The 25239-nt window shown below is 59.1% G+C and carries 20 protein-coding genes and 1 pseudogene; 16 read left to right on the top strand and 5 right to left on the bottom strand.

Translation table 11 applies throughout. The annotated features are described in order from the left end of the window. Positions 1 to 91: 91 nt before the first annotated feature. The 3 genes from OKW43_RS41285 to OKW43_RS41275 form a co-directional block, all read right to left on the bottom strand. Positions 92 to 1246, bottom strand: a complete 1155-nt coding sequence (locus OKW43_RS41285; protein WP_429454596.1) for a porin — start codon at positions 1244 to 1246, stop codon at positions 92 to 94. Between the two features lie 136 nt (positions 1247 to 1382). Beyond that, positions 1383 to 2399 (bottom strand): alpha/beta fold hydrolase, encoded by a 1017-nt coding sequence (locus tag OKW43_RS41280; RefSeq protein WP_187638749.1) that lies wholly within the window; start codon positions 2397 to 2399, stop codon positions 1383 to 1385. Positions 2400 to 2478: 79 nt separating this feature from the next. Further along, positions 2479 to 3807: a purine-cytosine permease family protein gene (locus OKW43_RS41275; protein ID WP_429454594.1), complete on the bottom strand. Its 1329-nt coding sequence runs from the start codon at positions 3805 to 3807 to the stop codon at positions 2479 to 2481. A gap of 438 nt (positions 3808 to 4245) precedes the next feature. Here OKW43_RS41275 and OKW43_RS41270 point away from each other — a divergent pair, with 438 nt between their 5' ends. The 5 genes from OKW43_RS41270 to OKW43_RS41250 all read left to right on the top strand — a co-directional run bounded on the left by OKW43_RS41270 (position 4246) and on the right by OKW43_RS41250 (position 9818). Then, on the top strand, positions 4246 to 5283 hold the full coding sequence (locus OKW43_RS41270; RefSeq protein WP_187638755.1) for an aliphatic amidase: 1038 nt from the start codon (positions 4246 to 4248) through the stop codon (positions 5281 to 5283). Positions 5284 to 5333: 50 nt separating this feature from the next. Beyond that, positions 5334 to 6143, top strand: a complete 810-nt coding sequence (locus OKW43_RS41265; protein ID WP_187638747.1) for a CbbQ/NirQ/NorQ/GpvN family protein — start codon at positions 5334 to 5336, stop codon at positions 6141 to 6143. Positions 6144 to 6163: 20 nt separating this feature from the next. Beyond that, positions 6164 to 7891, top strand: a complete 1728-nt coding sequence (locus OKW43_RS41260) for a nitric oxide reductase activation protein NorD (RefSeq protein ID WP_429454591.1) — start codon at positions 6164 to 6166, stop codon at positions 7889 to 7891. Positions 7892 to 8023: 132 nt separating this feature from the next. Continuing rightward, the gene (locus tag OKW43_RS41255; protein ID WP_187638745.1) at positions 8024 to 9163 is read left to right on the top strand and encodes a transporter substrate-binding domain-containing protein; all 1140 of its coding nucleotides are present in this window, start codon (positions 8024 to 8026) and stop codon (positions 9161 to 9163) included. Positions 9164 to 9176: 13 nt separating this feature from the next. Then, a complete protein-coding gene (locus tag OKW43_RS41250) occupies positions 9177 to 9818 on the top strand; it encodes an ANTAR domain-containing response regulator (protein WP_187638744.1) in 642 nt (213 codons plus the stop codon). A gap of 160 nt (positions 9819 to 9978) precedes the next feature. On the opposite strand, the gene OKW43_RS41245 is transcribed toward OKW43_RS41250, so the two are convergent. Then, positions 9979 to 10893, bottom strand: a complete 915-nt coding sequence (locus OKW43_RS41245; RefSeq protein ID WP_429454588.1) for a response regulator — start codon at positions 10891 to 10893, stop codon at positions 9979 to 9981. After that, on the bottom strand, positions 10850 to 14362 hold the full coding sequence (locus tag OKW43_RS41240) for an ATP-binding protein (protein WP_429454775.1): 3513 nt from the start codon (positions 14360 to 14362) through the stop codon (positions 10850 to 10852). Before OKW43_RS41240 ends, OKW43_RS41245 begins: the two co-directional genes overlap by 44 nt. 546 nt (positions 14363 to 14908) lie before the next feature. On the opposite strand from OKW43_RS41240, the gene urtA reads away from it, so the two are divergent. The 11 genes and pseudogenes from urtA to OKW43_RS41185 all read left to right on the top strand — a co-directional run bounded on the left by urtA (position 14909) and on the right by OKW43_RS41185 (position 25121). Then, a complete protein-coding gene (gene urtA, locus OKW43_RS41235; RefSeq protein ID WP_187638741.1) occupies positions 14909 to 16204 on the top strand; it encodes an urea ABC transporter substrate-binding protein in 1296 nt (431 codons plus the stop codon). Positions 16205 to 16325: 121 nt separating this feature from the next. Continuing rightward, positions 16326 to 17243: an urea ABC transporter permease subunit UrtB gene (urtB, locus tag OKW43_RS41230; RefSeq protein WP_187638740.1), complete on the top strand. Its 918-nt coding sequence runs from the start codon at positions 16326 to 16328 to the stop codon at positions 17241 to 17243. A gap of 23 nt (positions 17244 to 17266) precedes the next feature. Next, complete coding sequence (urtC, locus tag OKW43_RS41225) at positions 17267 to 18412, top strand: urea ABC transporter permease subunit UrtC (RefSeq protein ID WP_187638739.1); 1146 nt, start codon at positions 17267 to 17269, stop codon at positions 18410 to 18412. A 31-nt stretch (positions 18413 to 18443) separates the two neighbouring features. After that, positions 18444 to 19187 (top strand): urea ABC transporter ATP-binding protein UrtD, encoded by a 744-nt coding sequence (gene urtD / locus OKW43_RS41220; RefSeq protein ID WP_429454585.1) that lies wholly within the window; start codon positions 18444 to 18446, stop codon positions 19185 to 19187. A 53-nt stretch (positions 19188 to 19240) separates the two neighbouring features. Next, positions 19241 to 19930 carry an urea ABC transporter ATP-binding subunit UrtE gene (urtE, locus tag OKW43_RS41215; protein WP_429454774.1) on the top strand — a complete coding sequence of 230 codons (690 nt, stop codon included), beginning with the start codon at positions 19241 to 19243 and terminating at the stop codon, positions 19928 to 19930. Between the two features lie 79 nt (positions 19931 to 20009). Next, a complete protein-coding gene (locus OKW43_RS41210) occupies positions 20010 to 20252 on the top strand; it encodes a hypothetical protein (RefSeq protein WP_429454583.1) in 243 nt (80 codons plus the stop codon). Positions 20253 to 20306: 54 nt separating this feature from the next. Further along, a complete protein-coding gene (fmdA, locus tag OKW43_RS41205; RefSeq protein WP_187638736.1) occupies positions 20307 to 21485 on the top strand; it encodes a formamidase in 1179 nt (392 codons plus the stop codon). Positions 21486 to 21585: 100 nt separating this feature from the next. Further along, positions 21586 to 21879: an FmdB family zinc ribbon protein gene (locus OKW43_RS41200; protein WP_429454581.1), complete on the top strand. Its 294-nt coding sequence runs from the start codon at positions 21586 to 21588 to the stop codon at positions 21877 to 21879. Between the two features lie 718 nt (positions 21880 to 22597). Continuing rightward, entirely contained in the window at positions 22598 to 22918 is a 321-nt protein-coding gene (locus OKW43_RS41195; RefSeq protein WP_429454579.1) for a DUF4148 domain-containing protein, read from the top strand. 225 nt (positions 22919 to 23143) lie between these two features. Next, the gene (locus OKW43_RS41190) at positions 23144 to 24214 is read left to right on the top strand and encodes an SDR family NAD(P)-dependent oxidoreductase (protein ID WP_429454577.1); all 1071 of its coding nucleotides are present in this window, start codon (positions 23144 to 23146) and stop codon (positions 24212 to 24214) included. A gap of 269 nt (positions 24215 to 24483) precedes the next feature. Next, a pseudogene (locus OKW43_RS41185) lies at positions 24484 to 25121 on the top strand (GntR family transcriptional regulator). Positions 25122 to 25239 lie beyond the last annotated feature (118 nt).

The following is a 25239-nucleotide window of genomic DNA, read 5'->3' as shown; positions in this document are numbered from 1 at the left end:
ACAAAACCCCTGTTGCGTATCCGCCGCACGCAGGGCCGAGGATGGCGACATCGGCGCGGCCACACGGATGCAAGCCGGTCTGCCCGGAAGCTCAGAAGCTATGGCGCATACCCACACTGACTTGCGTCTGGCTGTTAGTACCCGAAGGAATGCCGGTGTCCGCTATTTCCGCGTAGGAAAGGCTGAGGCCGTTGCCTCCGGAGACGTGTTGATAGGCTGCCTCGGTATACAGCAGCGTCCTCCTGCCCAGGTTGTAATCGACCTCCATCGTGACCTGCTGATTGTGCAACGTTGCACTCGTAGCACCGGAAAGGTGCTCAGTCGTCAAAGTGTAGCCGGCGCCAAGGCTCAGCACATGCGTGAGCGGGTAACGTCCGTAAGCGCTGTAGTTATCGAAGCGGAGGTCTTCTCCGGCACTCACACCGAGCAAGTTCCCGCTTGCGAGCGAGAGGTACGTGGAATGTGTATACAACAGACCGGCCGTCCCGCCGCCGATGTCGAAACGGGCACCCGCGCCCCACACGGTCTGATCGCTCGCGGCGATGGCGTACCCCATGTTCGAATTCACCGCACCGGCGGCGTTCGCGCTCGCGGGATTCATTGCGCTCATATAAGCCGCTGCTACATGGACCGGACCGTGGTCATAGCCCGTGCCGGCGCTCACGAGACGGTTGTTCTGAAACTGGCCAGCCGCGTTGGAGAAGGCATACATGCCGCCGAAATGCCACCCGCCAATCAACGGACTTTCATATTTCACGGCGTTGCTGACCGTGTAGCTGCCGCCCACCGTATCGTTGTCGTACACGTGTGCCGATGTGTTTCCACCAAACGTGCAGTAGGCCGAGACAGGGCATAGATAATCGGTGACGGACGCGTACTGCTTGCCGAGAGTCAATGTACCCCAGCGGTCATCCTTGAGGCCAACCCATGACTGCCGTGAGAACATGTAGCCGCTGATGGAACTCGCGCCGTTATTGATGCCGAATTGCTCTTCGAGATCGAAGATGGCGTGCGTGCCGCCGCCAAGATCCTCGCTGCCTTTGATGCCCCAGACCGTGGTGTTGTTTGCGGAATTCGCCAGCGCCCATGCGGGGCCGGCTTTACCGCCTGCGGTCTTTTCGCTGTTGGTGAACTGGACGCTTTCGTCCAGCACACCGTACAGCGTCACGCTGCTTTGGGCATGAGCGACGGATACGAGTGCGCTCGCAACGGCGGTCGCCGCCAAATGTTTGATTTTGATGCACATGACTAGCGTAATTAGGTTTTAATTAATAAGGAATACGGTGTAAATGGGGCCGGCATTGACTTAAATCTCACGATTCTTCGATCATTCGTCGCACCAACGATCTATCGGTGGCGCGGCGCCTTCCCGGTGCCAGGCTTTAGCTTGCGAGCAGCTCACGCAGTGCGTTGTGGAGCACCTCGATGTCGACGGGGCTGGTGCCCGGGCCGCCAGCAAAGTGCCCCCAGATCGAATCGACCACGACCAGCTTTGCATGTGGCATATGCTTGACTTCAAATTCGCTGTCTTCTGGCGGGAAGTAAAGATCGGTCTTGCAAGGCATGACGATTGCCTTTGCACGAATCGACGAAAGGGCCTTGACAAGGTCGCCTTGGTAAAATTCGTTATTACTGATATCGCCGTTTTGCCACGTCCACAGCATGCCGAGCAGATTGTTTGCGTCCTTCGACAGCAGCCAACCCTCCCAAAAACCGACGAGAAAGTCTTCCAGGGAGGAATAGCCGAGCTTCTCGAGATCGAGCTTCTCGCGGTAAAACGCTTGCGACAACCCCCAACCCGCATAAACTCGTGCCGCCGCGCGCAGACCTTTGTCGGGCTGCGTTTCGTACCAGCCGTCAAGAAAGGCGGCGTCGGCGGTCAGCGCGGCCTTGACGCCTTCGAGGAATACAAAATTGTGCCTTGAGCATTTCGACGATCCCTGGAACGGCAGGATTCGCTCGACCATGTCCGGATACATCGCACCCCAATGGAACGTTTGCAATGCACCCATCGACCAGCCAGTGACGAGCGCGATCTTTTCGATGCCGAACAGCTCTGTGACCAGCCGCCATTGCATGCGCACGTTGTCATACGCGGTCACGTTCGGGAAGCGCGCCTTACTGTATGGAGCAGGGGTATTGCTCGGGGACGATGAAAGTCCGTTGCAGAACATGTTAGGCACGATGATGAAGTACTTGCGCGGATCAAGCCCCTTATCCTCGCCAATCAGCCATTCATTCTCGTAATGCTGCCCCGAATACCACGTGGGGTAGATAATCACATTGTCTTTCGCAGCGTTGAGCGTCCCATAAGTCTTATAGGCCAGTTTGGCGTCGGGGACACGTAACCCGCATTGGAGCTCGATATCGCCGAGAGAATAGGTCTCGTAGTCCGACATGTTGATACATCCCTTATGAAAGATACATTGAGATGAGCGCAGCCAAGCGTCCGCTCAGGGCTTATCGTGCCGATAATCGTCAAGCGCGATCGGCAGCCACGCCCGCTTTCTTCGAAACCTGCGCGATCAAGCCGTAGACGATTGCGCTCACTACGAATGCCGATACAGCTGTCGAGAATTCGGGGATCTGTTTTTCGACCGCATACGCTGCCACCGATCCTATCGCCCACGCCGCGAACGCTTGCACGCGCCACTTGTGGTCAATGCCGGAGCCAGGGCGGGCCAAATACAGATCGACGATCACGATTGCACCGATCGGCGGGACGATGATGCCCAGCAGAGAGAGCCATGGAATGAACAGCGCCCAGACGTTGGTTGTGGCCACGGCAATTCCGATTGCGGCCAGGATGACTGCGGCCGTGCGCATCTTGATGCCGACGATCCTCGACCAGCCGACGGCGGAGTTATAAAGACAGTGAGCGCAAACGGAGCCGAGGCTGCAAAAGAGGAAAACGACTGCAACCGCGCTCAGCCACGTGTGATGCTGATTCAGCATGTATCCAAACATGTTGTCCGTCGCGAACGGCTGGGGATCCGGCAACGCGATGGCCGCCGTCATGATGCCGCCCATCAGCATCGCGTAGCAGTTCGCGAACGGAAAGGCCGTGAACGTCGCGATCCATGAGTCGCGACCATTCTTTGCCCAGCGATTGAAGTCGGGCGAGACTGTGCCGGCATCGACGAAGAGACTGATCACGATTGTCAGTCCAACGCCGAATGCCATCGACGATGCCGGGTTGGTGCCGGTATAAGTAGACACCGCATGCCATCCCGCATGTCGGGCCGCATCGATTGCCACCCAGGTCCCGAGCACTAGAAAGAGCGGCACCGAAATCATGCCGAGCCAGTGAAGCCCGCGGATTCCTACGAAGGTGACCGCAAGATAGAGCAAGCCCGCGATAAACGTCATGGCGAGATAGTTCGCGCCAGACGATGAGTGAATAAGATTACCCGTAATGCCGGTCTGTACCGCGTACCAGCCGAGCAGCAGGCTGGAAAGCAAGCCCGAAGCCAATGCATAGCCCTTGCGCCCGAAGACCTGGCTTGCCAACAGCGCGAAGTTGAATCCGTGCTTCGCTCCCAGGCCGCCAAGCAAGCCAACATAAGCGAACATCAGGAGGTTGCCCGTGATCATCGCGCTCAGCGCACGCCCGAACCCCATTCCCGCGACCAGAATCGAGCCAGTCATCGCACTCGTGATGATCATCGGAAAACTGACCCACACGGTTGCAACCGAGGTAACACTGCGCCGCGCAGTTTTGGGGACGGGAGCGTGCTCGTACTCTTCGCCGAGCACGTGGTCAAGCGCCGTTTCTCTGCCGATGCCTACTGATTGTGGAGATGACATGACGTAGTTCCCAATGGGGCCAAGCCGCCGTCGCGCGAGCCTGAGCCGTGACCAAAAAAAAAAGCCCACCACGCGCCTTTGCAGGCTGCGCGGTGGGCTCTGTTGCCTCTTGCATTCGTCGCTGTTGACGAAAGGATGTATTGCTGGTTCGAAGGATCTAGCAACGAAAAAGGACTGTCAAGTCATTTACCATTTCATCACGTTTCATTCAACGAGTAGCCTGCATCGCGTTTAGCAACCGTCACGTTGCAGCGAAGGTGAGAGACGAATTCTGATTCCTTGACAAGCGTTCGCTTGTTTCGTACGCTTGAGCGCAATGAATGTATCTCCTTGTCGCCAACATTGTCGGCAAGAGCGAAATGGCAATAAGGCCCGAACAGACTGATGAGTCTGCTCGGGCTTTTTTTTTGTTTCCCGACTCAACCCGGAGAGAAAGCAATGCGTCATGGTGATATTTCGAGCAGCAACGACTGCGTTGGTGTAGCAGTCGTCAACTACAAAATGCCGCGCCTTCATTCGAAGGCTGAAGTACTCGAGAACGCGCGCAAGATCGCCGACATGGTGGTCGGCATGAAGCAGGGTCTGCCCGGTATGGATCTTGTCATCTTCCCCGAGTATTCGACGCACGGGATCATGTACGACCCGAAGGAAATGTATGAAACGGCTGCCACCGTACCCGGTGCCGAGACTGAGATTTTCAGTGCGGCGTGCCGGAAAGCCAATGTGTGGGGCGTGTTCTCGCTGACCGGAGAGCAGCACGAAGAACATCCACGCAAGGCGCCGTATAACACGCTTCTGCTCATTAATAACCGTGGCGAGATCGTCCAGAAGTATCGGAAGATCATGCCCTGGACACCGATCGAAGGCTGGTATCCCGGCGACCGCACGTATGTGTCGGAAGGACCGAAGGGGATGAAGATCAGCCTCATCATTTGCGACGACGGCAACTACCCGGAAATTTGGCGTGACTGCGCGATGCGTGGCGCAGAACTGGTCGTGCGCTGCCAGGGTTATATGTATCCGGCGAAAGAGCAGCAGGTGATGGCCGCAAAGACGATGGCGTGGATGAACAATGTCTACGTCGCAGTGGCAAACGCCACCGGTTTTGATGGTGTCTATTCGTACTTCGGCCATTCGGCGATCGTCGGTTTCGACGGTCGCACGCTTGGAGAGTGCGGAACGGAAGAAATGGGTATCCAGTATGGCGAACTGTCTGTCAGCCTGTTGCGCGACGCACGCAAGAACATGCAGTCGCAAAACCATCTCTACAAGCTGGTGCATCGCGGCTATACCGGAAAGATCAATTCGGGCGAGGACGTCCACGGCGTAGCGGCATGTCCTTACGAGTTCTACACCAAGTGGATCAATGACCCTGAAGGCACGCGCCGCGAGGTCGAAGCAATCACGCGCTCCATGCCCGGGACCCCGGAGTGTCCGATCGAAGGCATTCCGCACGCCGATCCGGAACACCGCTAAGACTCCTGGCGCCGGGAAACCGGCGCACCGATTGACAAGGAACGATGCCAATGAAGGATATCCTCGCGCAATACAGATTGGCGACGGAGCGTTATTATCGGCCAATTGGACGGGAGATCGAACTATTCGCCGCGGCACACGCGCGGCGAATGCCGATAATCCTGAAAGGCCCGACCGGGTGCGGCAAAACGCGCTTCGTCGAGCACATGGCGGCAAGCCTGAACAGGCCGCTCATTACGGTGGCATGTAACGAAGATACGACCGCTTCTGATCTCACCGGACGCTTTCTGCTGCGCGGCGATAGCACTGAATGGCATGACGGCCCGCTAACCACGGCGGTCCGTTATGGTGCGATCTGCTACCTTGATGAAGTCGTCGAGGCGCGTCCCGATACGCTGGTTGTCATTCATCCACTGGCGGATGATCGCCGGGTTCTGCCGCTCGACAAGCGTGGCGAATTGATTCACGCCCATCCCGACTTTCAGTTAGTCGTGTCATACAACCCCGGATATCAGTCGTTCGGCAAGGACCTTAAGGCTTCGACGCGGCAGCGCTTCGGCGCGATCGAGTTTCAGTACCCTGACGAGGCGGCCGAGACCGATGTCGTCGCTCATGAGGGCGAAGTCGATCGCGACATCGCGATCAAACTCGTGCGTATTGCAACTCAATCGCGCAAGCTTCGCGGTCGAGGCCTGGCTGAGGGCATATCGACGCGCATGCTCGTGCACGCATGCGGCCTGATTCGAGGCGGAATCGACGCTCATGCAGCCTGTGCGCTCGCTATGACGCGCCCGCTCAGCGATGACGACGAATTGCAGACCGCGCTCGACGGCTTTGTCCGCGCGCAATTCGGAGCTTGATCCCGATGCCTGCGGAACGTATGGGCAACGAAAGCTGCTCGGCAATGCAAGGCGTCGTCGATGCATCGTTCACCTCAGCGACGCGGATGCTTGAATGCTATGCAGCCGGATTCGGGCAGTGGGATGTCGACGGGATGGAGGCGCGAAAAGAACGTGCGCCGACACGCGTCTGTGTGCACGCCGACCAGCTCGACGAACTCGGCGGCGGCGCATTACGAACGTCGATCGGCGAAGGTGGCGTGATACGCCTTGCGCCAGCCATCGATGAGGGCAGCGACCGCTCTGGCGCGGCGCGCCAATATCAAGCTTCGGTGGCGCATGCGCTTGCCCATTTGCGCTATTCGCGTCCCGCTTCGCCGGTCGGCAAGCGGGGCGCGTTAAGGATTGCGGTGGCGTCGTTGATCGAGGATGCTCGTGTCGAACGCTTGTTGATGCGCGATTACCCGGGCCTGCACAGCTTGTGGGGTGCGTTTCATGCGGCATCGGGCGAACGCGGTATGTTGACCTTCTCGTCACTGGCGGCTCGCCTGGCGCGCGCGTTGCATGATTTCAGCTACGAGGATCCGAACGAATGGGTCTGTAAAGGGCGGAGACTTTTCGACGCAATTGCCGCGCATCACGAAGATATCGCCGCCTGTCACGAAGTTGCCGACATACTGGCCGTTGACCTTGCGCAGATGCGAGTGAGGTTCGATGTATCGTCGTACCGCGCTGAGCCGCGGTACCGCGACGACAATACTTATTTGTGGACGATCGAGTCCGAACCGGTGCATGCACGAATGGAATGGGCCCCGGATGCGACCGACCAGACCACGGCGCGGCCGAACGTGGTGGACAGCATGCGCCTACTCGACAATCCGCCCATCGAGACAGAAGCGTGGCGTGCTTATAGGTATCCAGAGTGGCACTCACGAGTAGGGCTCCTTTTACTCGATTGGACGTGCGTATATGACCGTGCGCCGGCCGCAGAACGCGAGCGTGTCGACGCCGGACTACTCGCCGTCCGGCAAGCGTTGCCATCTGGGTGGCAGCGACCGCCCAGGCGCCTTCGCCGCCAATCCGAAGGTCCTGAGCTCGATCTCGACGCGGTCATCGATGATGGCATCGCCCGACGCATGGGTGTGGCCGGCGATGGAAGAATCTTCGAACAAAAGCGGCGCACGCCGCCAAGCATGTCGGTACTGTTTCTGCTCGATTTGTCCACGTCGACAAACGACAGGATCGGCGTAACACAACAGACCGTGCTCGATATCGAAAAAGAGGCCGCTGCGACGATTGCGTCCGCGCTGGAGCCGACGGCCACACGCGTTGCGCTGCACGGGTTTTCGTCAAACGGGCGTCACGATGTCCGATACACGCGTGTCAAGGATTTCGACGAACCGTTTGGCAAAGCGCAGCGAGAGCGGCTGCTAGCACAGAAAGGCACATTGTCGACACGCATGGGCGCGGCTTTGCGACATGCGACAGCGCAGTTCGATGGAGAGCAAAGCGAGGCGAAGCTATTGGTGCTCGTCACTGACGGCGAGCCGTCGGACGTGGATGTCCACGACTCCATGCATCTGATCGAAGACGCCCGCGACGCGGTATCGGCTCTATCATCGCGCGGGATCTTGCCGTTTTGCTTCGCATTCGATCGCGATGCGGACCGGTATGTCCGGACCATCTTCGGTCACGGCCATTACCTCGTACTGAATGGCGCCGGGAACCTCGCCCAGGAGGTCAGTAAGGTACTCGCAAGCTTGAGGTGAGCGGCCGATGCTACGGGGCCCGTACCGAACATATGCCGGTTTTTTTTTGGCCGGAGACAATGACGTATCGGGTCGCGCGGCGCCCGGTTATTCTGGATCAGGCGAACCAGGCAATTACAGGCGCGTAAAAACGTGGCAAATACCGAAACGATCAAAGTAGGCGTTCTGTTTTCCGAGACGGGTATTATGTCGGCGATCGAGTCGTCGCAGCTTTACGGAACGCTTTTCGCAATACGCGAGATCAATGAGGCTGGGGGCATCGGAGGACGCGAAATAGTGCCGATCCACCATGACCCCGCCTCCGATCCAGCGAAATATCGCATGTTTGCGGAACGGCTCATTCTGGCAGAAGATGTTCAGGTAATTTTCGGCTGCTATATGTCGAGCGCGCGAAAGGCCGTACTGCCGATTGTGGAGCGCTGCAATCGGCTGCTTTTCTACGCCACGCTCTACGAAGGCTTCGAGTTCTCCGATAACGTCATCTATACCGGTGCAGCGCCCAATCAGAACAGCGTGCAGTTGGCCGATTTTATGACGTCCAACTTTGGTGCGCGTGTCTATCTCGTCGGGTCGAATTACATCTATCCCTACGAGTCGAACCGCATCATGTCTGACCTCGTCTCGCAGTACCGGAGTGGAGTGAAGTTAGGCGAACGGTACGTCCGCCTTGGTGCCACGGAGGACGACTTCGCCGCAATTGTCGAAGACATTCGCGCGGCCCGGCCTGACTTCATTTTCTCCACGGTGGTCGGCGACGCAACGCGGCACTTTTATAGCGCCTATGCACGAGCCGGCCTCGATCCGGCATCGATGCCGATCGCGAGCCTGACGACCTCAGAAGTTGAAGTCGCACAAATGGGCGCGGATGTCGCCGAAGGTCACTTTACTGCGGCGCCTTACTTTCGCTCGATCAACTCTCCGGGCAATCTTGCCTGTCTGGAGAAATTCGAGCGGATGTTCGGCTCCGAAACGATTCCTAACGCGAGCTGGGAAGCGGCGTACTTTCAAGTTCATCTCTTTGCGCAGGCCATGCGGGCGGCCGGCTCGAACGACCTTGAAACGCTCATGCCGGAATTGCTGCGCTGCGAATTGGACGCGCCGCAGGGACGCGTCAGGATCGATCCGTCGACTCACCACACGCATCTCAATCCGCGTATCGGCCGGGTCAACCGGGATGGACAATTCGACGTTGTGTGGCAAGCCGTCGCCCCTGTACGGCCGGACCCGTATCTCGTCGCGCATACGCTAGGCGACTGGATGGTTCAACGATGAGCTGGAGCAGTGAATGAACGACGAAGAGGAAGCCGGGCCAGGAGTGCCGGCGCCGGCCCTCCCCATCTCTCACTTGCTAATGGATTTGCGGTCATTGCGCGTGTGCGTGTTTCATCCGCACGACCGCGACGGTGCGCAGCTTACCCAGCAGCTGCAGCGCATCGGCTGCCACGTGCAAGCGTTTTGGCCGCCGCTGCCTTCTGCGCCGGCAGGCACCGACGTCGTTTTCTTCGCCCTCTTTCCGGACATCCTGGACCTCGTTGACGATTGGTGCGCGGACGACGACACACCACCGTCGATTGCGGTTCTCAACTATGAGAACCCGACGCTCATCGAGGCGATGCTGCACATCGACGCAAAAGCCGTCGTTACATCGCCCATCCGGTCGTTCGGTCTTCTAAGTGCGATCGTCCTTGCACGCGAGCTCGGCCGGGAGCGCAGGAAACTGCGCAAGCGCATTATGCGTCTCGAGGAAAAGCTCGGTAGCGCGCGCAAAGTTGCGGAAGCACAGGAGATACTCTGTCGCCAGCGCGGCGTCAACAAGGTCGAAGCGTATCGCATCATGCGCGAGCAGGCGATGGCCAAGCGGATGACGGTAGAGGACATCGCCTCCGCGCTTATCAACGCGAACGACATTCTGTCGTCAGGCCGCTGACGCAGCACCTGACGCGGCTGTGGAATTCCGCCCTGGCGTGCTCCTTCGCTAGATCGCTCTGCGCACAGCCGTCCCCGAGGGTGCAATCCGTCAGTCGTCATTTCGCGCACCGCGCGGTAAGACGCCGTGTAGCCAGAGCCCTTCAGCCGACGCTTTACCTTTACTGCGTGGTCTGCGGTGTCACCAGATTCAACGCCATGCGCGCAGCCGTGGTACGAGTCTCCACACCCAGCTTTTCGAAGACGTGTTCCAGGTGTTTGTTGGCCGTGCGCGGGCTCATACCGAGGATATCGGCGATATCGCGATTGGTCTTGCCGACAGCGACCCAATACAGCACATCGGCTTCGCGAGGGGTCAGCCGGAACGCCTGCATCAACGCGGCGGGTCCGGGCGAACCGGGCTTGCACTGGATCACCAGCAGTTCCTCGCCGTGAGCGCCGCGACGCGGCCGGCTGACTATCAGTTGTTCCCTTGCGGTCTGCAACTCGAACGGTTTGACCTCGGGCGCCCGCAGCGCATCCTGGAGCCAACTGCACAATGCCGCCGGCAGGCGACCCTGGGCGTCGAGCGAGCCGCGTAGCCGCGACTGGGCAAGCGGTGTCAGCCATAGCACTTCGCCGCTGGGGCCAACGGCGACCACCGCCTGGCCGGCCGCATCCATCGCCGCACGGGTCTGCACGACCAGGCGCGAATTGCGCAGATGCGAAGCGATGCGCACCATCACTTCTGCGGGACGGATCGGCTTCGTGATGTAATCGACACCACCCGCCTGGAAGCCCTGCAGAACATGCTCAGTCTCCGCCAGCCCAGTCATGAATATCACCGGAATCGGACGGGTCTGGAGGTCTTCCTTGAGCCGTCGGCAGGTCTCGAAGCCGTCTATGCCGGGCATCAGCGCATCGAGGAGGATCAGATCCGGCGGCAAGCGGCGTGCCCGGTCCAATGCCCCGGCGCCGTCGGTTGCCACCAGCACCGTATAGCCCGATTTGTCGAGCAGGCTATGCAGGATAGACAGGTTTTCGGGCGCGTCATCAACAATCAGAACGACATCGCGAAGCGGATCGGGGCGTAGCATCGGAGTTGGCCTGCAGGGTTCGGTCAAGGTGTCGCAAATATTCAGCCAGATCGAAGCGCTCGACGTGCGAGCGCAAAACGCCGGTGAAAACGCCACAGGACGGGTCGAGCTGGTCGATTTCCCCAAGCTTGTCGAGGATGCCGCGCACGTACCCAAGGCTGCCCAACTCGTGCAGACTGCGCAGCAGTTCGGGGCCGGGCAGCGCCGCCTTGGCCGGCAGGGTCGAGGGCGCGGCGGCGAGTGACGGGTCAACCGACGGTGTCTGCGCCGCAATAACGGGCGTTGCCGGGACCCATCGCAGGTCAAGGCGCTCGCGGATCAATTCGAGCAGTTCAACGACATTGACAGGCTTCACGAGAAAATCCTCGTTGCGAATGCCCGCGGCGTTTTTCCGGCCCTTGTCGAAGGCATTGGCCGAGACGACGATGATCGGCGCATTGCTCATCAAGTTGGCGCGAAAGAGGCGCGCGGTTTCCCAGCCGTCCAGCAGCGGCATGCCAATATCGAGCAGAATCAGGTCGGGCGCGAACGACGAGACGGCCTTCAGTGCCTCCAGCCCGGAGCTTGCTTCCTGAACCTCGAAGCCTAGCGGTTCGAGCAACTTGACGTGCAGCTCGCGGTCCACCCGTTCGTTGTCTACCACCAGCACCCGGCGCGTCGGACCGGCGTAGCCGCCTATGGGCAGTTTCGGGAGGGCTTGAACCGGCTGCGGCTCGCGTACTTCCGGTAAGAACAGCTGGACGCGAAACGTGCTTCCGCGGCCGGTCTCGCTGTCGACGGTGAGGGTGCCTCCCATTACGTCAGCGAGCATTCTGGCGATGGTCAGGCCTAGCCCCGTGCCATTTTCCGAACCGCCCGGGACATTGCCGCCGCGCTGGAACGGCAAAAAGATGCGAGTCAGGTCATCGGCATCGATGCCCATGCCTGAATCGATGATTTCGAAGACCGCCATCTCCCGGCGGTATTGCAACCGCAGCGTAACGTTGCCGCGATCGGTGAACTTCACCGCGTTGCCCAGAACGTTGATGAGGATCTGGCCCACCCGCTTTTTATCGGCGCGCACCGCGCAGGGCAAGTTGGGGGGAGCTTCGTAATGGAAGGCGATGCCCTTTGCGCTTGCCTGTAAGCTCACCATGTCGGCTAACTGCGAGACGAATTCTGGAAAACGGACTTCCTCGAATTCCAGCGTCATTTTGCCGGTCTCGATTTTGGCGATATCGAGCAACCCGTCGATCAACGATACAAGGTGTTCGCCGCTGCGGCGGATCACCGCCAGCGCGAGATGGTGGTGTGGGGGAATGGACGTATCCTGCTCGAGCATCTGCGCATAGCCGAGAATGCTGTTTAGCGGCGTGCGCAGTTCGTGGCTGATGCCGGTAACGTAGCGGCTCTTCGCCAGATTGGCTTTTTCAGCTGTCTGCTTTGCACGCTGCAACTGCGCATCGGTGCGCTGATGGGCGTCGATTTCCTCGAGCAGCAGATGCGTCTGCCGATTCGATTCCTCTTGCGCAACGCGCCGGCTTTCGGACGTCAGCACGCTCCACCAGCAACCAATCCCGCCCGCGAGCGCCAGTACCGCAAACAGTTTCAGGAATGCCGTGCGCAGCAGCACATCAACGGCCGGCGAAAGTTGGTCGACAAGCACCGACTCCTGTGTATAGATCAGGCCGAGAATGGCGGCCATGATCATGGTCACCAGCACGAACAGCAGCAGGTATTGGCCGATGCGGGTATTGAAACGGGTTGACAGGGCCTTGGGCAAAAGCCAGCGTATCGTCGCATTGGTTTGCTCGGATAGCCGTGCACCCGGTTTGCATAGGTCATGGCAGCGCGCATCCACCGTGCAGCATAAAGAGCAGATGGAACCTTCATAAGCCGGGCAGTGCGCCATGTCTTCGGTTTCGTACGCCTTGTCGCAAATGCAGCAACGAATCGACTGATAGCCTTTGCCCAGTGGAACCCCGGCCAACGCAACCGGTTGGCGCGCGATGTAGTATTTGCCACTGGTGGCCCAGGCAATCGTCGGCGCGGCAATCAGAGCGGTGGCGAGCGCGATCAGCGCCGAAAACGCGTGGGCGATCTCTCCCAGCACGTGAGTAAACGCCAGCACCGACAGCGACGAGGCAATCAGTGTCGCGCCGACGCCCACCGGATTGACATCGTACAAATGCGCGCGCTTGAACTCGATGCCCTTCGGGCTCAGGCCAAGCGGTTTGTTGATCACCAGATCGGCCACTACCGCACCGACCCAGCTGATCGCGATATTCGCATAGAGCCCGAGTACCTGTTCGAGCGCGCGGAACACTCCCAGCTCCATGAGCATGAACGCGATCAGCACATTGAACACAAGCCACACCACGCGACCGGGGTGGCTATGCGTCAGCCGCGCGAAGAAGTTCGACCATGCGAGCGATCCCGCGTAGGCGTTGGTCACATTGATCTTGAGTTGCGACAGGACAATGAAGAACGTGGTGACCAACAGCGCGCATTCCGGCGAGCCGAACAGATACTTGTACGCAACGAGGTACATCTGGGTCGGCTCGACCGCGCGGTCGGGCAACACGCCATGCTGAATCGCGAGCACGGCGAGGAAAGAACCGCCGAGCAGCTTGGCCACGCCAAGAACGATCCAGCCTGGGCCGGCGCTCAGCATGCTCAAAGTCCAGCGGCGCTTGTTGAGCGAGGTCCGCTCGGGCAGAAAGCGAAGAAAGTCGACCTGTTCTCCTACCTGCGCGATCATCGAAGTGAGCACCGTCGTGGCGGTGCCGAACATCAGCAGGTCGAAGTGTCCATGCCCGCCGGCGTTGCCGACGAAGTTGGGCAACTCTCGCAGTAAGCCCGGCTCTTTCCAGATCACAGCCGCATAAGGCAGCATCAGCAACACGAGCCACAGTGGCTGGGTGAACGCCTGCAGGCGGCTGATCAGCGTAATGCCGTGTGTGACGAGCGGGATCACGATTACTGCGCAAATCAGATAACTCAGTGAAAGGGGAATCCCAAAGTACAACTGCAACGCCATCGCCATGATGGTGGCTTCGAGCGCGAAGAAAATAAAAGTAAACGACGCGTAGATCAGCGATGTGACGGTCGAGCCGATATACCCGAACCCGGCGCCGCGGGTCAGCAGATCCATGTCGACGCCGAACTTCGCTGCGTAATAGCTGATCGGCAGGCTCGTCAGAAAAATGATCGCGCCGACAAGCACGATTGCCCAGAGCGCGTTGGTGAAGCCGAAACTGACGGTGATCGAGCCGCCAACTGCTTCGAGCGCCAAGAACGAGATCGCGCCAAACGCCGTATTGGCTACCCGGAACTCGGACCACTTGCGAAACGTGCGTGGCGTGAAACGCAGCGCATAGTCTTCGATGGTTTCGTCGGCGACCCAGGTGTTGTAATCGCGCCGCACCTTGATGATGCGCTGCACGGGTATTGCACGGGGGACCGCAGGTTCGGGAGACTGGTTCACCAAAATTGTCCGGAATCGGGCTGTGGTTAAAGCGAAGCAGCCAATAGTTGCAAGGCGCATGCCACACATACGCAGCGCGTGATGCAGTCATAAGCGTGCAGCACTCCGCGCGAGCGGGCATGCGCGGCGCAGACTCAAAGCGGTGCGCGACGCGTCCCGAATGTGGCATTGCCGCACCGCCACAGCGCACCCCCTCAGGTTGGTCGACAGGCCGTGGCCTACGCCACGCTTGCCCGCGTCGAGCATAGCGACGTGCGCCCGACCTGCCGATACGTCATTTGACGTAGGCGCGCGCATTCGCCACGCAGCCACGCCGTCGCGTGTATCCCCGATCCGCTTGTGCAAAGGCATCGTCGTACTTCCGCGAGGCTACAGCGCACGTAAGTCATATGACGTATTCCGATCGGAAATTCGGATACCTATTCTGCCTCAGCCGCTCAACGACAAAAGAGCCGCCGTGTCGGCGCCATGCAGGCTGGCGCCCGCACTTCGCGTCACGCCGGGCTCGCCAGCCAGACCTGAAACCCACGCAGACAAGGACCTTGAAAAATGACACAACGCTTCGACGACAACGGCGACGACCATGCTTGCGAATCATCCGCCCTCGCAGTCCAACTCGCCTCTCCGGGCCGCCGGAAAGTCGCACTGGCACTTGCTTCTCTGCCGCTTGCGATGATGGTCAAGCCATCGTTCGCTGCTGCTCCGCCGACTTCGCAAGTCAACACGACGGGCAGGGCGATCACCGATACCACGGTGACGGTTGGTCAGCTGCATTCGTCAACCGGCACGATGGCGATCAGCGAGACCGGATCGATCCGCGCCGAACGCCTCGCGATCGAACAGATCAACGCGATGGGCGGCGTGCTCGGCCGCCAGATCAAGGTGATCCAGGAAGACGGCGCGAGCGACTGGCCGACCTTTGCCGAAAAGGCGACCAAGCTGCTCGAAAGCGACAAGGTCGCCACGGTGTTCGGCTGCTGGACCTCAGCGTCACGTAAAGCCGTGCTGCCGGTCTTCGAAAAAGACAATGGCCTGCTGTACTACCCGACCTTCTATGAAGGCCTCGAGCAGTCGAAAAACGTGTTCTATACCGGCCAGGAAGCGACCCAGCAAGTGCTTGCCAGCCTGAGCTGGTTCGCCAAAGAGAAGAAGGCCAAGACTTTCTATCTGATCGGCTCCGACTACATCTGGCCGCGCACCTCCAACAAGATCGCCCGCAAGCACATTGAAAACGTGCTGCACGGCGAAGTGGTCGGTGAAGAGTACTACCCGCTCGGCAATACCGAGTTCGGTTCGCTTATCAACAAGATGAAGTTCAAGAAGCCGGACGTGATTTTCGCGGACGTGGTGGGCGGCAGCAATGTCGCGTTCTACAAGCAACTGAAGGCTGCTGGCGTAACAGGCGACAAGCAGCTGTTGCTGACCATCTCAGTGACCGAAGATGAGCTGCTGGGTATCGGTGGCGAAAACTTCCAGGGGTTCTACTCGTGCATGAAGTATTTCCAGAGCCTGGACAACCCTGCCAACAAGAAATTCGTTGCGGCGTTCAAGGCCAAGTATGGCAAGGACGCGGTGATCGGTGACGTGACTCAGGCCGCGTACCTCGGCCCATGGCTGTGGAAGATGGCCTGCGAGAAAGCCGGCAGCTTCGACGTCAACAAGGTAGTGGCGGCTTCGCCGGGTCTGGAGTTCAAGGATGCGCCAGAAGGCGACATCAAGGTTCACCCGAATCACCACTTGTGGAGCAACACGTTGATCGGCCAGGGCCAGCGCGATGGTCAGTTCAAGGTTGTCTACAAGTCGGACTTGATTGAACCGAATCCGTTTCCGAAGGGCTATCAATAAAAAGCTGAGAGTCATCGCCGGCGGTAGCAATGGTTGGCGCCGGCGGGAATCGCAAGTCGATATAGCACTTTTCGATGTTCAACACCGCCTGCTCGAACGCAGGCCGCGCAGGGGATTGACCATGGCTTGGTTCTCGCAGTTCGGCGCGATCGTCGCTATGCAGGGCTTCAATGGCCTCTCGGTATTCAGCGTCTTGCTGCTGATGGCGCTCGGTCTGGCCATCATCTTCGGGCAGATGGGCGTGATCAATATGGCGCATGGCGAGTTTTTGACGATCGGCGCCTACACGACTTATGTGTTGTCGGCCTTGATGCACAAATATGCGCCGGCACTGCAACCTGTCTATTTCTTCGTGGCCATTGTGGTCGCGTTCGCGGTTGCTTTCGCCTTCGGATACCTCGTGGAATGGCTGCTGATTCGCCATCTATACCGGCGTCCACTCGACACCCTGCTGGCGACCTGGGGCCTCTCGCTTGCCATGCAGCAAACCTTTCGCTCGGTGTTCGGCTCACAGGAAGTCAGTCCGGATCTTCCGCAATGGCTAATGGGTTCACTATCGCCTTATCAGGGTCTCGACATCCCGATCAACGGCCTGATGGTGATGGTCCTTACCATGATGCTCACGGCGATCCTGCTGCTGTTTCTGTACAAATCGCATTGGGGCGTGAAGGTGCGGGCTACCACCCAGAACCGGATCATGGCCGGCGCCGTCGGGATCAACACCGGCAAAGTCGACCGCCTGACCTTTGCGCTTGGATGCGGGATTGCCGGCATAGCAGGCGCGGCCTTCACTACCATGGGCTCGACTGGTCCGACAAGCGGTTCGCTTTATATCGTGGACACCTTCCTGACCGTGGTATTCGGTGGCGCGCAAAGCCTCTTCGGCACGATTGCCTCCGCGTTCTCGATCGCCCAGACCCAGTCAACCACTGAGTTCTTTCTGTCTGGCTCAATGGCGAAGGTGCTCACCTTGTCAGCCGTGATCGTCATTTTGATGCTACGTCCGCAAGGTCTTTTCGCACCGAAAGTGCGGCGCTAACTGTTCGATCGCAGGAGAAAGCAATGAATTCGGGATCTCTCAAGTGGCTGGGTGGACGCTCCGGTGTGATGGGGTTCATCTGGCTGGGTCTTCTGATACTGGTGCTGCTGCCGTTGACGCTGGACATTTTCAGGCTGAACCTGGTGGGCAAATATCTCACTTACGGGTTCGTGGCGATAGGACTGACGCTGTGCTGGGGCTACGGCGGGATCCTCAGCCTGGGGCAGGGCGTGTTCTTCGGTCTGGGCGGCTATTGCATGGCAATGTTCCTGAAGCTGGAAGCATCGGATCCGGTCAGTACAAAGATCCAGTCCACGCCGGGAATTCCAGACTTCATGGACTGGAATCAGATTACACATCTGCCGCTGATGTGGGAACCATTCAGGCACTTCTGGTTCGCTATCGCCGCGGTGCTGGTGATACCGGCTCTGCTTGCCTTTGTCATCGGTCTCGCCATGTTCAAACGACGCGTCGGCGATGTGTACTTCGCGATTGTGACGCAGGCGATTGCCGCCATTCTGTCTATCCTGATCATCGGGCAGCAGGGGCTGACCGGTGGCGTGAACGGTATAACCGATTTGCGCACGGTGCTCGGCTGGGACATCCGCACTACTTCGGCGCACTACGTCCTGTACTTCGTCAATGCCGGCCTGCTGTTCCTGTGCATCGCATTTGGCAAGTTTCTGCTGTCGAGCAAGCTCGGCAAGCTGCTGGTGGCGATGCGCGACAAGGAGGAGCGTGTACGTTTCTCAGGCTACGACGTTGCTGCGCTGAAGATCTTCGTGTTCTCAGTCGCAGCCGTGTTCTCCGCCATCGGCGGCGCGATGTTTTCGCTGCAGGTCGGCTTCATGTCCCCGTCGTTCGTGGGCATCGTTCCCTCGATCGAGATGGTGATCTTTTGCGCCGTAGGGGGCCGCACATCCTTGTTTGGTGCAGTCTACGGCGCGTTGCTGGTGAACTTCGGCGAGTCGTATTTTTCGGAATCGTTTCCGCAACTGTGGCTATTCCTGATGGGGGCGCTCTTCATCGGTGTGGTGATGTTCTTCCCGAATGGCCTCGCCGGTCTTTATGAAAGTCATGGCAAGCAGCTGCTTGCACGCTTATCGGTGAGCGGCTATCTGCGGCGTCGCGCGCTGGTGACGCTGTCGGCTTCCGATCCCGAGGCCTGACGCAGGTCTATCCGCAAAAACAGAGAACACCATGGCTAAAAAAGATTTCGTACTATCGGTCGAGGATCTGACGGTTTCGTTCGACGGCTTCAAGGCCGTGGACGGGCTGAATCTCTATGTGGACCGCAACGAGGTGCGTGTCGTGATCGGACCGAACGGAGCGGGCAAAACCACCGTACTCGACCTGATAAGCGGGAAGACGCGAGCCACCAGCGGTAGCATCAATTTCAAAGGCCTGGAATTGACGAAGATGAGCGAGCACATGATCGTGCGCGCCGGGATAGGACGCAAGTTCCAGACTCCTTCGATATACGAAAACCTCACTACGTACGAAAACCTCGAAGTGTCGTTTCCCCGTGGGCGCAGTGTGTTCGGCGCCATCGCTTTCCGCCGTACCCCTGACGTGGATGAGCGAGTGCGCCAGATTGCGGAAGAAGTGTTTCTCACCGAGATGCTGGATCAAACGGCTGAGTTACTGAGCCACGGGCAGAAACAGTGGCTCGAGATCGGCATGTTGCTGATGCAGGATCCTGAACTGATGCTTCTAGATGAGCCGGTTGCGGGCATGAGCGCGTCGGAGCGCGAAAAAACCGCCGAATTGTTGTCGCGGGTCGCCAAAAATCGGTCGGTAGTCGTGATCGAGCACGACATGGAATTCGTTAAGAACATCGCACATCGCGTCACCGTGCTGCATCAGGGCAAAGTACTGGCCGAAGGAAGCATGGAGGCGGTGCAGTCCAACCCGAAAGTGATCGAAGTGTACCTCGGACATTGAAGCGCGATCGTGTAGCGCCGGAACGACAAGTTTGCATTCAAAAGGAACAGTTTATGTTCAACGTTACAGGACTGGTCTCGGGCTACGGTCAGAGCGAAGTGATCCATCAACTCGATCTGAGCGCTACCACCGGCGAAATCGTCGCCGTGATGGGCCGCAACGGCATGGGTAAAACGACCTTTTTCAAATCGTTGATGGGCATTCTCACGTGTCGTGCGGGCAAGGTGGAAGTGGCCGGTGTCGACGTCGCAAAACTGCCGCCGTTCGAGCGGGTCGCGCGAGGGATTGCGTATGTGCCGCAAGGCCGGATGATTTTTTCGACGCTCACGGTGCTCGAAAACATCAAAACCGGCTTGCCGAAAGCGGCGCAGGGTAGGGTGCCGGCGGAAATCTTCGATCTCTTTCCTGTTTTATACGATATGCGCGATCGCCGCGGTGGGAATTTGTCGGGCGGGCAGCAGCAGCAACTTGCCATCGCGCGCGCGCTGGTCACCAATCCAAAAGTACTACTGCTCGATGAGCCTACCGAAGGAATTCAGCCCTCCATCATCAAGGACATTGCCCGTTCGCTGAAAGAGATCCGGGATCTCAGGCAACTCACCATCATCGTTTCGGAGCAAGTGCTGAGTTTCACGATGGAAATTGCGGACCGTCTGCTGGTGATCGAGAAGGGCCGCTTCGTCCACGAAGACTGGCGCGATGAAGTCGATATCGCGAAGATCAGCGGCTACCTCTCTGTTTGACGTCCCAAGGGATGCAAGACAAGGCGGGCGTTTATCGCACGCTGCTTACTGGAAAGGAATAAACACAATGCTTGGTTATATGTACTACAACCGCTTCGGCCATGCTGGCTTTACCGACAGGCATAGAGGCCGCAGTGTAGTCGGAGTGCAGACCTGTGCGGTTTGCCTGCTGCGCTTCGATGCACGCGGCGGCACCTTGCCTGACGGTACGGTGCTGGAAAAAGCCGAATGGACCGCCAAAGTATGTACGCAGATCAAGGACGACACGGTCAGTGGCGGCTACCAGGCTGGCTGCGCCGCATGCGTCTATCGCGCAGCTTAGATCGAGCCCGCCCGCCGTAACTGCAAACACGTTCTGATATCACGGAGAGAATACATGCAACATTTCACGATCAAGCCAGGCGTGCCGCTTGCCGAACAAGCGGAACTTGGACATAACCGCTGGCATCCGGATATTCCGTTCCTGTCGACTGTTAAGCCCGGTGAAGAGATCATCATCGAGTCGCTCGACTTTCTGGACGCGCAAATCAAGGACAACGACAGCACTGACGATGTGCGTGATATCGACCTGACTCGCGCACATCCGCTTACCGGTCCGTTCCATATCGAAGGAGCGGAGCCTGGCGACCTGCTGGTTGTCGATCTTCTCGATATCAAACCGATTACGCCGGTGGGCTTTTCCGGCGTGTTTGCGAAGAGCAACGGCGGCGGTTTTCTCGGCGACTATTTTCCAGATGCAGCCAAGGCGATCTGGGACCTGAAAGGGCTGTACGCCACTTCGCGCCATATCCCGGGTGTGCGCATCGCCGGGTTGACGCACCCGGGCCTGATGGGCTGTCTTCCGTCGACCGAATTGCTGGCCGAGTGGAATCGCCGTGAGGCGCCGTTGGCGGAGCTGGGTCTTGCAAAGCCGCCGGAGCCGTCGACCGCTGTGCTGCGCGGCGTACGCGGAGCCGCCTTTGACCGGATGGCGAAAGAGGCAGCCCGCACCGTTCCCCCGCGCGAGCATGGCGGCAATACCGACATCAAGGATCTCTCGAGCGGAACCCGGATCTTCTTCCCGGTTTACGTCAAGGGCGCGGGCTTCTCGATGGGCGATCTGCACTTCTCCCAAGGCGACGGCGAAATCAGTTTTTGCGGCGCGATTGAAATGGACGGCGCGACTCATGTCGGCTTCGACCTCATCAAAGGCGGCATGGCCAAGTACAATCTCAGTGCACCGGTTTTCATGCCTAGCCCGATCAGGCCGCATTACGACCAATGGCTGACCTTTGAAGGAATTAGCGTCGAGAACGGAAAGAACTATTACATGGACGCTACGGTCGCCTATCGCCAGGCTTGCCTGAAGGCTATCGACTACCTGAAGCAGCATGGATTTACCGGGCCGCAAGCATACATGTTGCTCACCGCGGCGCCGGTTGAAGGTCGCATTGGCGGCATCGTCGATATTCCGAACTGCTCGGCCACGGTGTCATTGCCACTCGCGATCTTCGAGAAGAACATTGCACCGACCGGAATGCTCAGCGAGCGCGCGTTCTGGGGTCACAGGGACTGACGGGCGGGTCCAGAGTCAGGGCGGCTGAGTTGGCGGCTCCGCCGCGAGACGCGCAGCAATGCGCGTCCGATCTTTTTACGACTGAAGGGGAGTACGTAACATGCCGCTTTACGATATGCGTTGTCCCTCATGTGGGGGAATCTTCGAGAAATTGCTAGCCGTGTCCATGCGCGACAATGTTCTCGACTGTCCCTATTGCGAGCAATGCGTTGTGCCCGAAACGATGATCACGGCACGCAACGTGCAACTCAACATCACGGAACGGTGGAGGCCGCAAAGTCAGGCCGAGCAATTGACGGGAACAGGCGTGAAAGGGCCCGGAACACGCGCCGAGGCGGGACGGGCGAGTGTGTTGCATGTCTGCAAAGGCGGCAATTGCAGCCTTTGCGGCTAACGACGTAGCTGGGCACCGCCCTGCAGCACGAGGCCAATCGCGCATATGAGTCGGTGAAGGTCAGCAAGACCTACACGAATGCGTTCGTCGAAGAGGCGCTGCGCAAATCGCGCTGACACCGTTAGTTACCCGACACCTCAACGAAGCAGAAGCTCCACTAACCTTGGGCTCCCGCGAGTTCAACCGTGCAACCGGCCGGGACATCGAGGATGTGAGCCAGGCTCTACAGCCTGCATGTCCTCACCGTTAACGGGGGCCGCTCTTTCCGTTCGCACCAGCATCGGATCGTTTCGTAGGTGAGCACGACACCACGCTTTTCTCCTCACCAATCTGGCAGTGCCCGCGGCGGCGGCATTACATTTCTCTTTTGACGCCACTGCACATTCGCAGGGCAGACACAGTTTGCGCCGCACCTGGATGAGCTTACGTAAACTCCTGAGCCGCGCGAGCACGGCTATTTCCAGGTCGTTAAATGCTGTCTTTCCACGGGCTGCCGTACGTCACGCACCGTGATTTGACAGCCGGCGCTGGAGCCGGGGTAACGCTCCTGGATCGCAGCCAGTTTTGATTAACTAAGCTTCACGTTTGCGATGTGTAAACGCGCTGACTGGCCAGATATCGTGATGGCACGCATTCGTGTCGTCGGGCATCGGGCTCGCAGAGTCGATGACGACGGCAGTTTGTGATTTCTTAAAGTCGCGATAACCTGGAGCTCGATATGAACAGCCAATTCAAACTAACCTCAATCATCGTCTTGATGGTAATTAGCGTATCCGCGAGTGCAGCGGGAAAATTCTCGGCAGAGGAATGTCACTCGTATCCCTTTGTAGCGGCCAAAGCGGGGATAACACATGGCGACATCATCCGGGAATTGTCGGAGCTCGAATCGGTTGGATACCAACCGGCCAGAAATGATCCGGAGTATCCGAACCAACTCGAGCAGGCGGAGGAGCGCCTGCATGCAAAGTTCGTTGCCGATTGCGCTCCGGCAACGCAGACGTCCGCAAAGGGGAATCAGGACGCCCCGGCAAGCTCCTGACCTGTTGGCTCGGCCCACGCCCGCGCCAACTGCCTGGCGAACTGCTTTCTGGGTAAGGATGGCGAGATTTAGTCTTCCGAATTCGATTCGCGCTACGCCCGGCCTCCGAAGATTCCGATTTCAGGGTCTGCGCATCGCAGCCTCGTCGCCCACGGCATGACCTTCTGTCATGCGCCGTCGTAGGGGAGGCGCGCTGCCCGAACCCAATCCGAAAGGAGCATTGCATTGACAACGAAAGAAAGAAACTCTGACAGCGACTACGATGATCCCGATCGTTCGCGACGAAAGTGGATGGTTGGCGGCGGCGTGGCCGCAGCCGGCATGTTGCTGTCAGGCGTCGCGCAGGCTCAGAAGTCGCCCGGCGGCGCTGCGACGATGGACGGGCTGCCCGTGCCAGTGCCGCCGGCGGATAAGACGGCCGGGCCGATCGTCGCTGGCCGGGATTCCAGGTTGCAGGGACGCGTTGCGGTCGTCACCGGAGCGGCCCGCGGAATCGGTCGCGCCATTGCGGTCGAGTTCGCGGCAAATGGAGCGGACGTCATTGCGCTCGACATCTCGGGACCGGTCAGTGCTGCCTCTGATGCAGCACCCGCCACGCCGCAAGAGCTTGCTGAGACGGTCAGCATGATCCAGGCGTATGGGCGCCGCGCCGAAGGTATTCGCGCAGACGTCCGCGACCCGGGCGCGTTGCGCGCCGCCGCTAATCGCATCGAACAGCGTTACGGAAAGATCGATATCGTGGTAGCCAACGCCGCCATTCAGTACTGGAAGCCACTTCTGGACCTCCAGGACACCGAGTGGACGGACGTCATCGACAATAACCTGAACGGGACCGCGAATACTATCCGGGCATTCGCACCCATGATGGTGAAGCGCAACTATGGCCGCATCATTGTGGTTTCTTCGATGCAGGGACGGCACGGTACGAAAGACGCAGCAAGTTATGCGGCGTCCAAGTGGGGCATCTTTGGGCTGATGAAGTCGGCGGCCCTCGAACTCGGTCGCTACAACATTACGGTCAACGCCGTGGTACCGGGGCTCGTCGCCACCGCTTTGACGCTGTACGAAAAGCGACTGACCGAAAGCGTCGGTGAGACCGGCTACCACAAACCGAACGGTTTCCTGACGCCGCAGGAGGCGTGGGACCGCCGCGCGGCAACGATGCCGCTTGGAGTCGGGTGGGTGCAGCCGGAAGACATCTCGCCTGCGGCGGTATATCTTGCCTCGGATGCAGCCGCGATGGTCACCGGCTCCGAAATCGAAGTGACGGGCGGCGACAGCGCGAAAAGCCTCTAGCGGGATAACAACGGCCCGGCCGGCACAGATGCCGCTCGCGTACATCCGGCACAGGAAAGACAAGAAGAGATAGGGTGTGGGCCCACGCATAGGCGGGCTTGTGACGGACTCCGGCAAGCTAGATTTGTGTTGACTAATGTTTTGAAGTTGACCGATAGTCACTGCCGAAAAGTCCGTTAATTCCAGGCCCGTGCGTGAAAGACACGACCCACTCCCCCTCATCGCGCGCTGACCATGTTTACTTCAGCGTGCGCGACGATATCTTCGACATGCGCCTGCTGCCCGGCGATCGCATGACCGAAGGCAGTATCGCCGAGCGCTGCAACGCCTTCAAAGCGACGGTTTGATGCGCGGCTATGTGCGAGGCGGCTGGGAAGTCGTGCCGATCGACTTCAAGCGCTTCGAAGATCTGTACGAAATGCGCAAGCTGATCGAGACGTTTTCGGTCAGCCGGCTCTTTGGGGTCGACGGCACTTTGTCCGCGACCGCCTTGCAGATGCTCGACCGGCTCGACCGTATTTGGAACGTTCCTCACACGCAGCGGGTTCGCGACGGCCGACAGATGGTGTCGCTCGACGAAGCCTTTCATGAGGCGCTGGTCCTCGCCGCTGGCAACGCCGAGCTGAGCGCGGCCATGCAGCGCGTGACCGACCGCATCCGCGTGGTGCGGCGGCTCGATCTCGTTTATGGCGACTGCATCGACGACACTTACGACGAGCACATTGCGATTCTCTCGGCCATCCGCGATCTTGCGGCGGACCGTGCCGTCGCATTGCTGGGGTCGCACATTGAAGGGAGCCGGGCGGAGGTGCGCACGCTTACGACTGAGCGCCTGCAACGCGCCCGCACCGCATCGGAGCCTCACAGCGTTCCGTATGCACCACCGAGGTTGCGCGGCACCATCTAGCGACATGCATTGGAGTGCCTCGCTTTCTCGAGCGCCTTCTGCACTCGACCTTTGGCGCGACCCTACCCGTTGGCATGGTTCTCGCGTATGCACTGGCTATGTATACAAGCAAACCCCT

Source organism: Paraburkholderia sp. WC7.3g, assembly GCF_050436345.1.
Classification (GTDB): domain Bacteria; phylum Pseudomonadota; class Gammaproteobacteria; order Burkholderiales; family Burkholderiaceae; genus Paraburkholderia; species Paraburkholderia podalyriae.
This window is presented reverse-complemented; position numbering and strand designations above follow the sequence as displayed.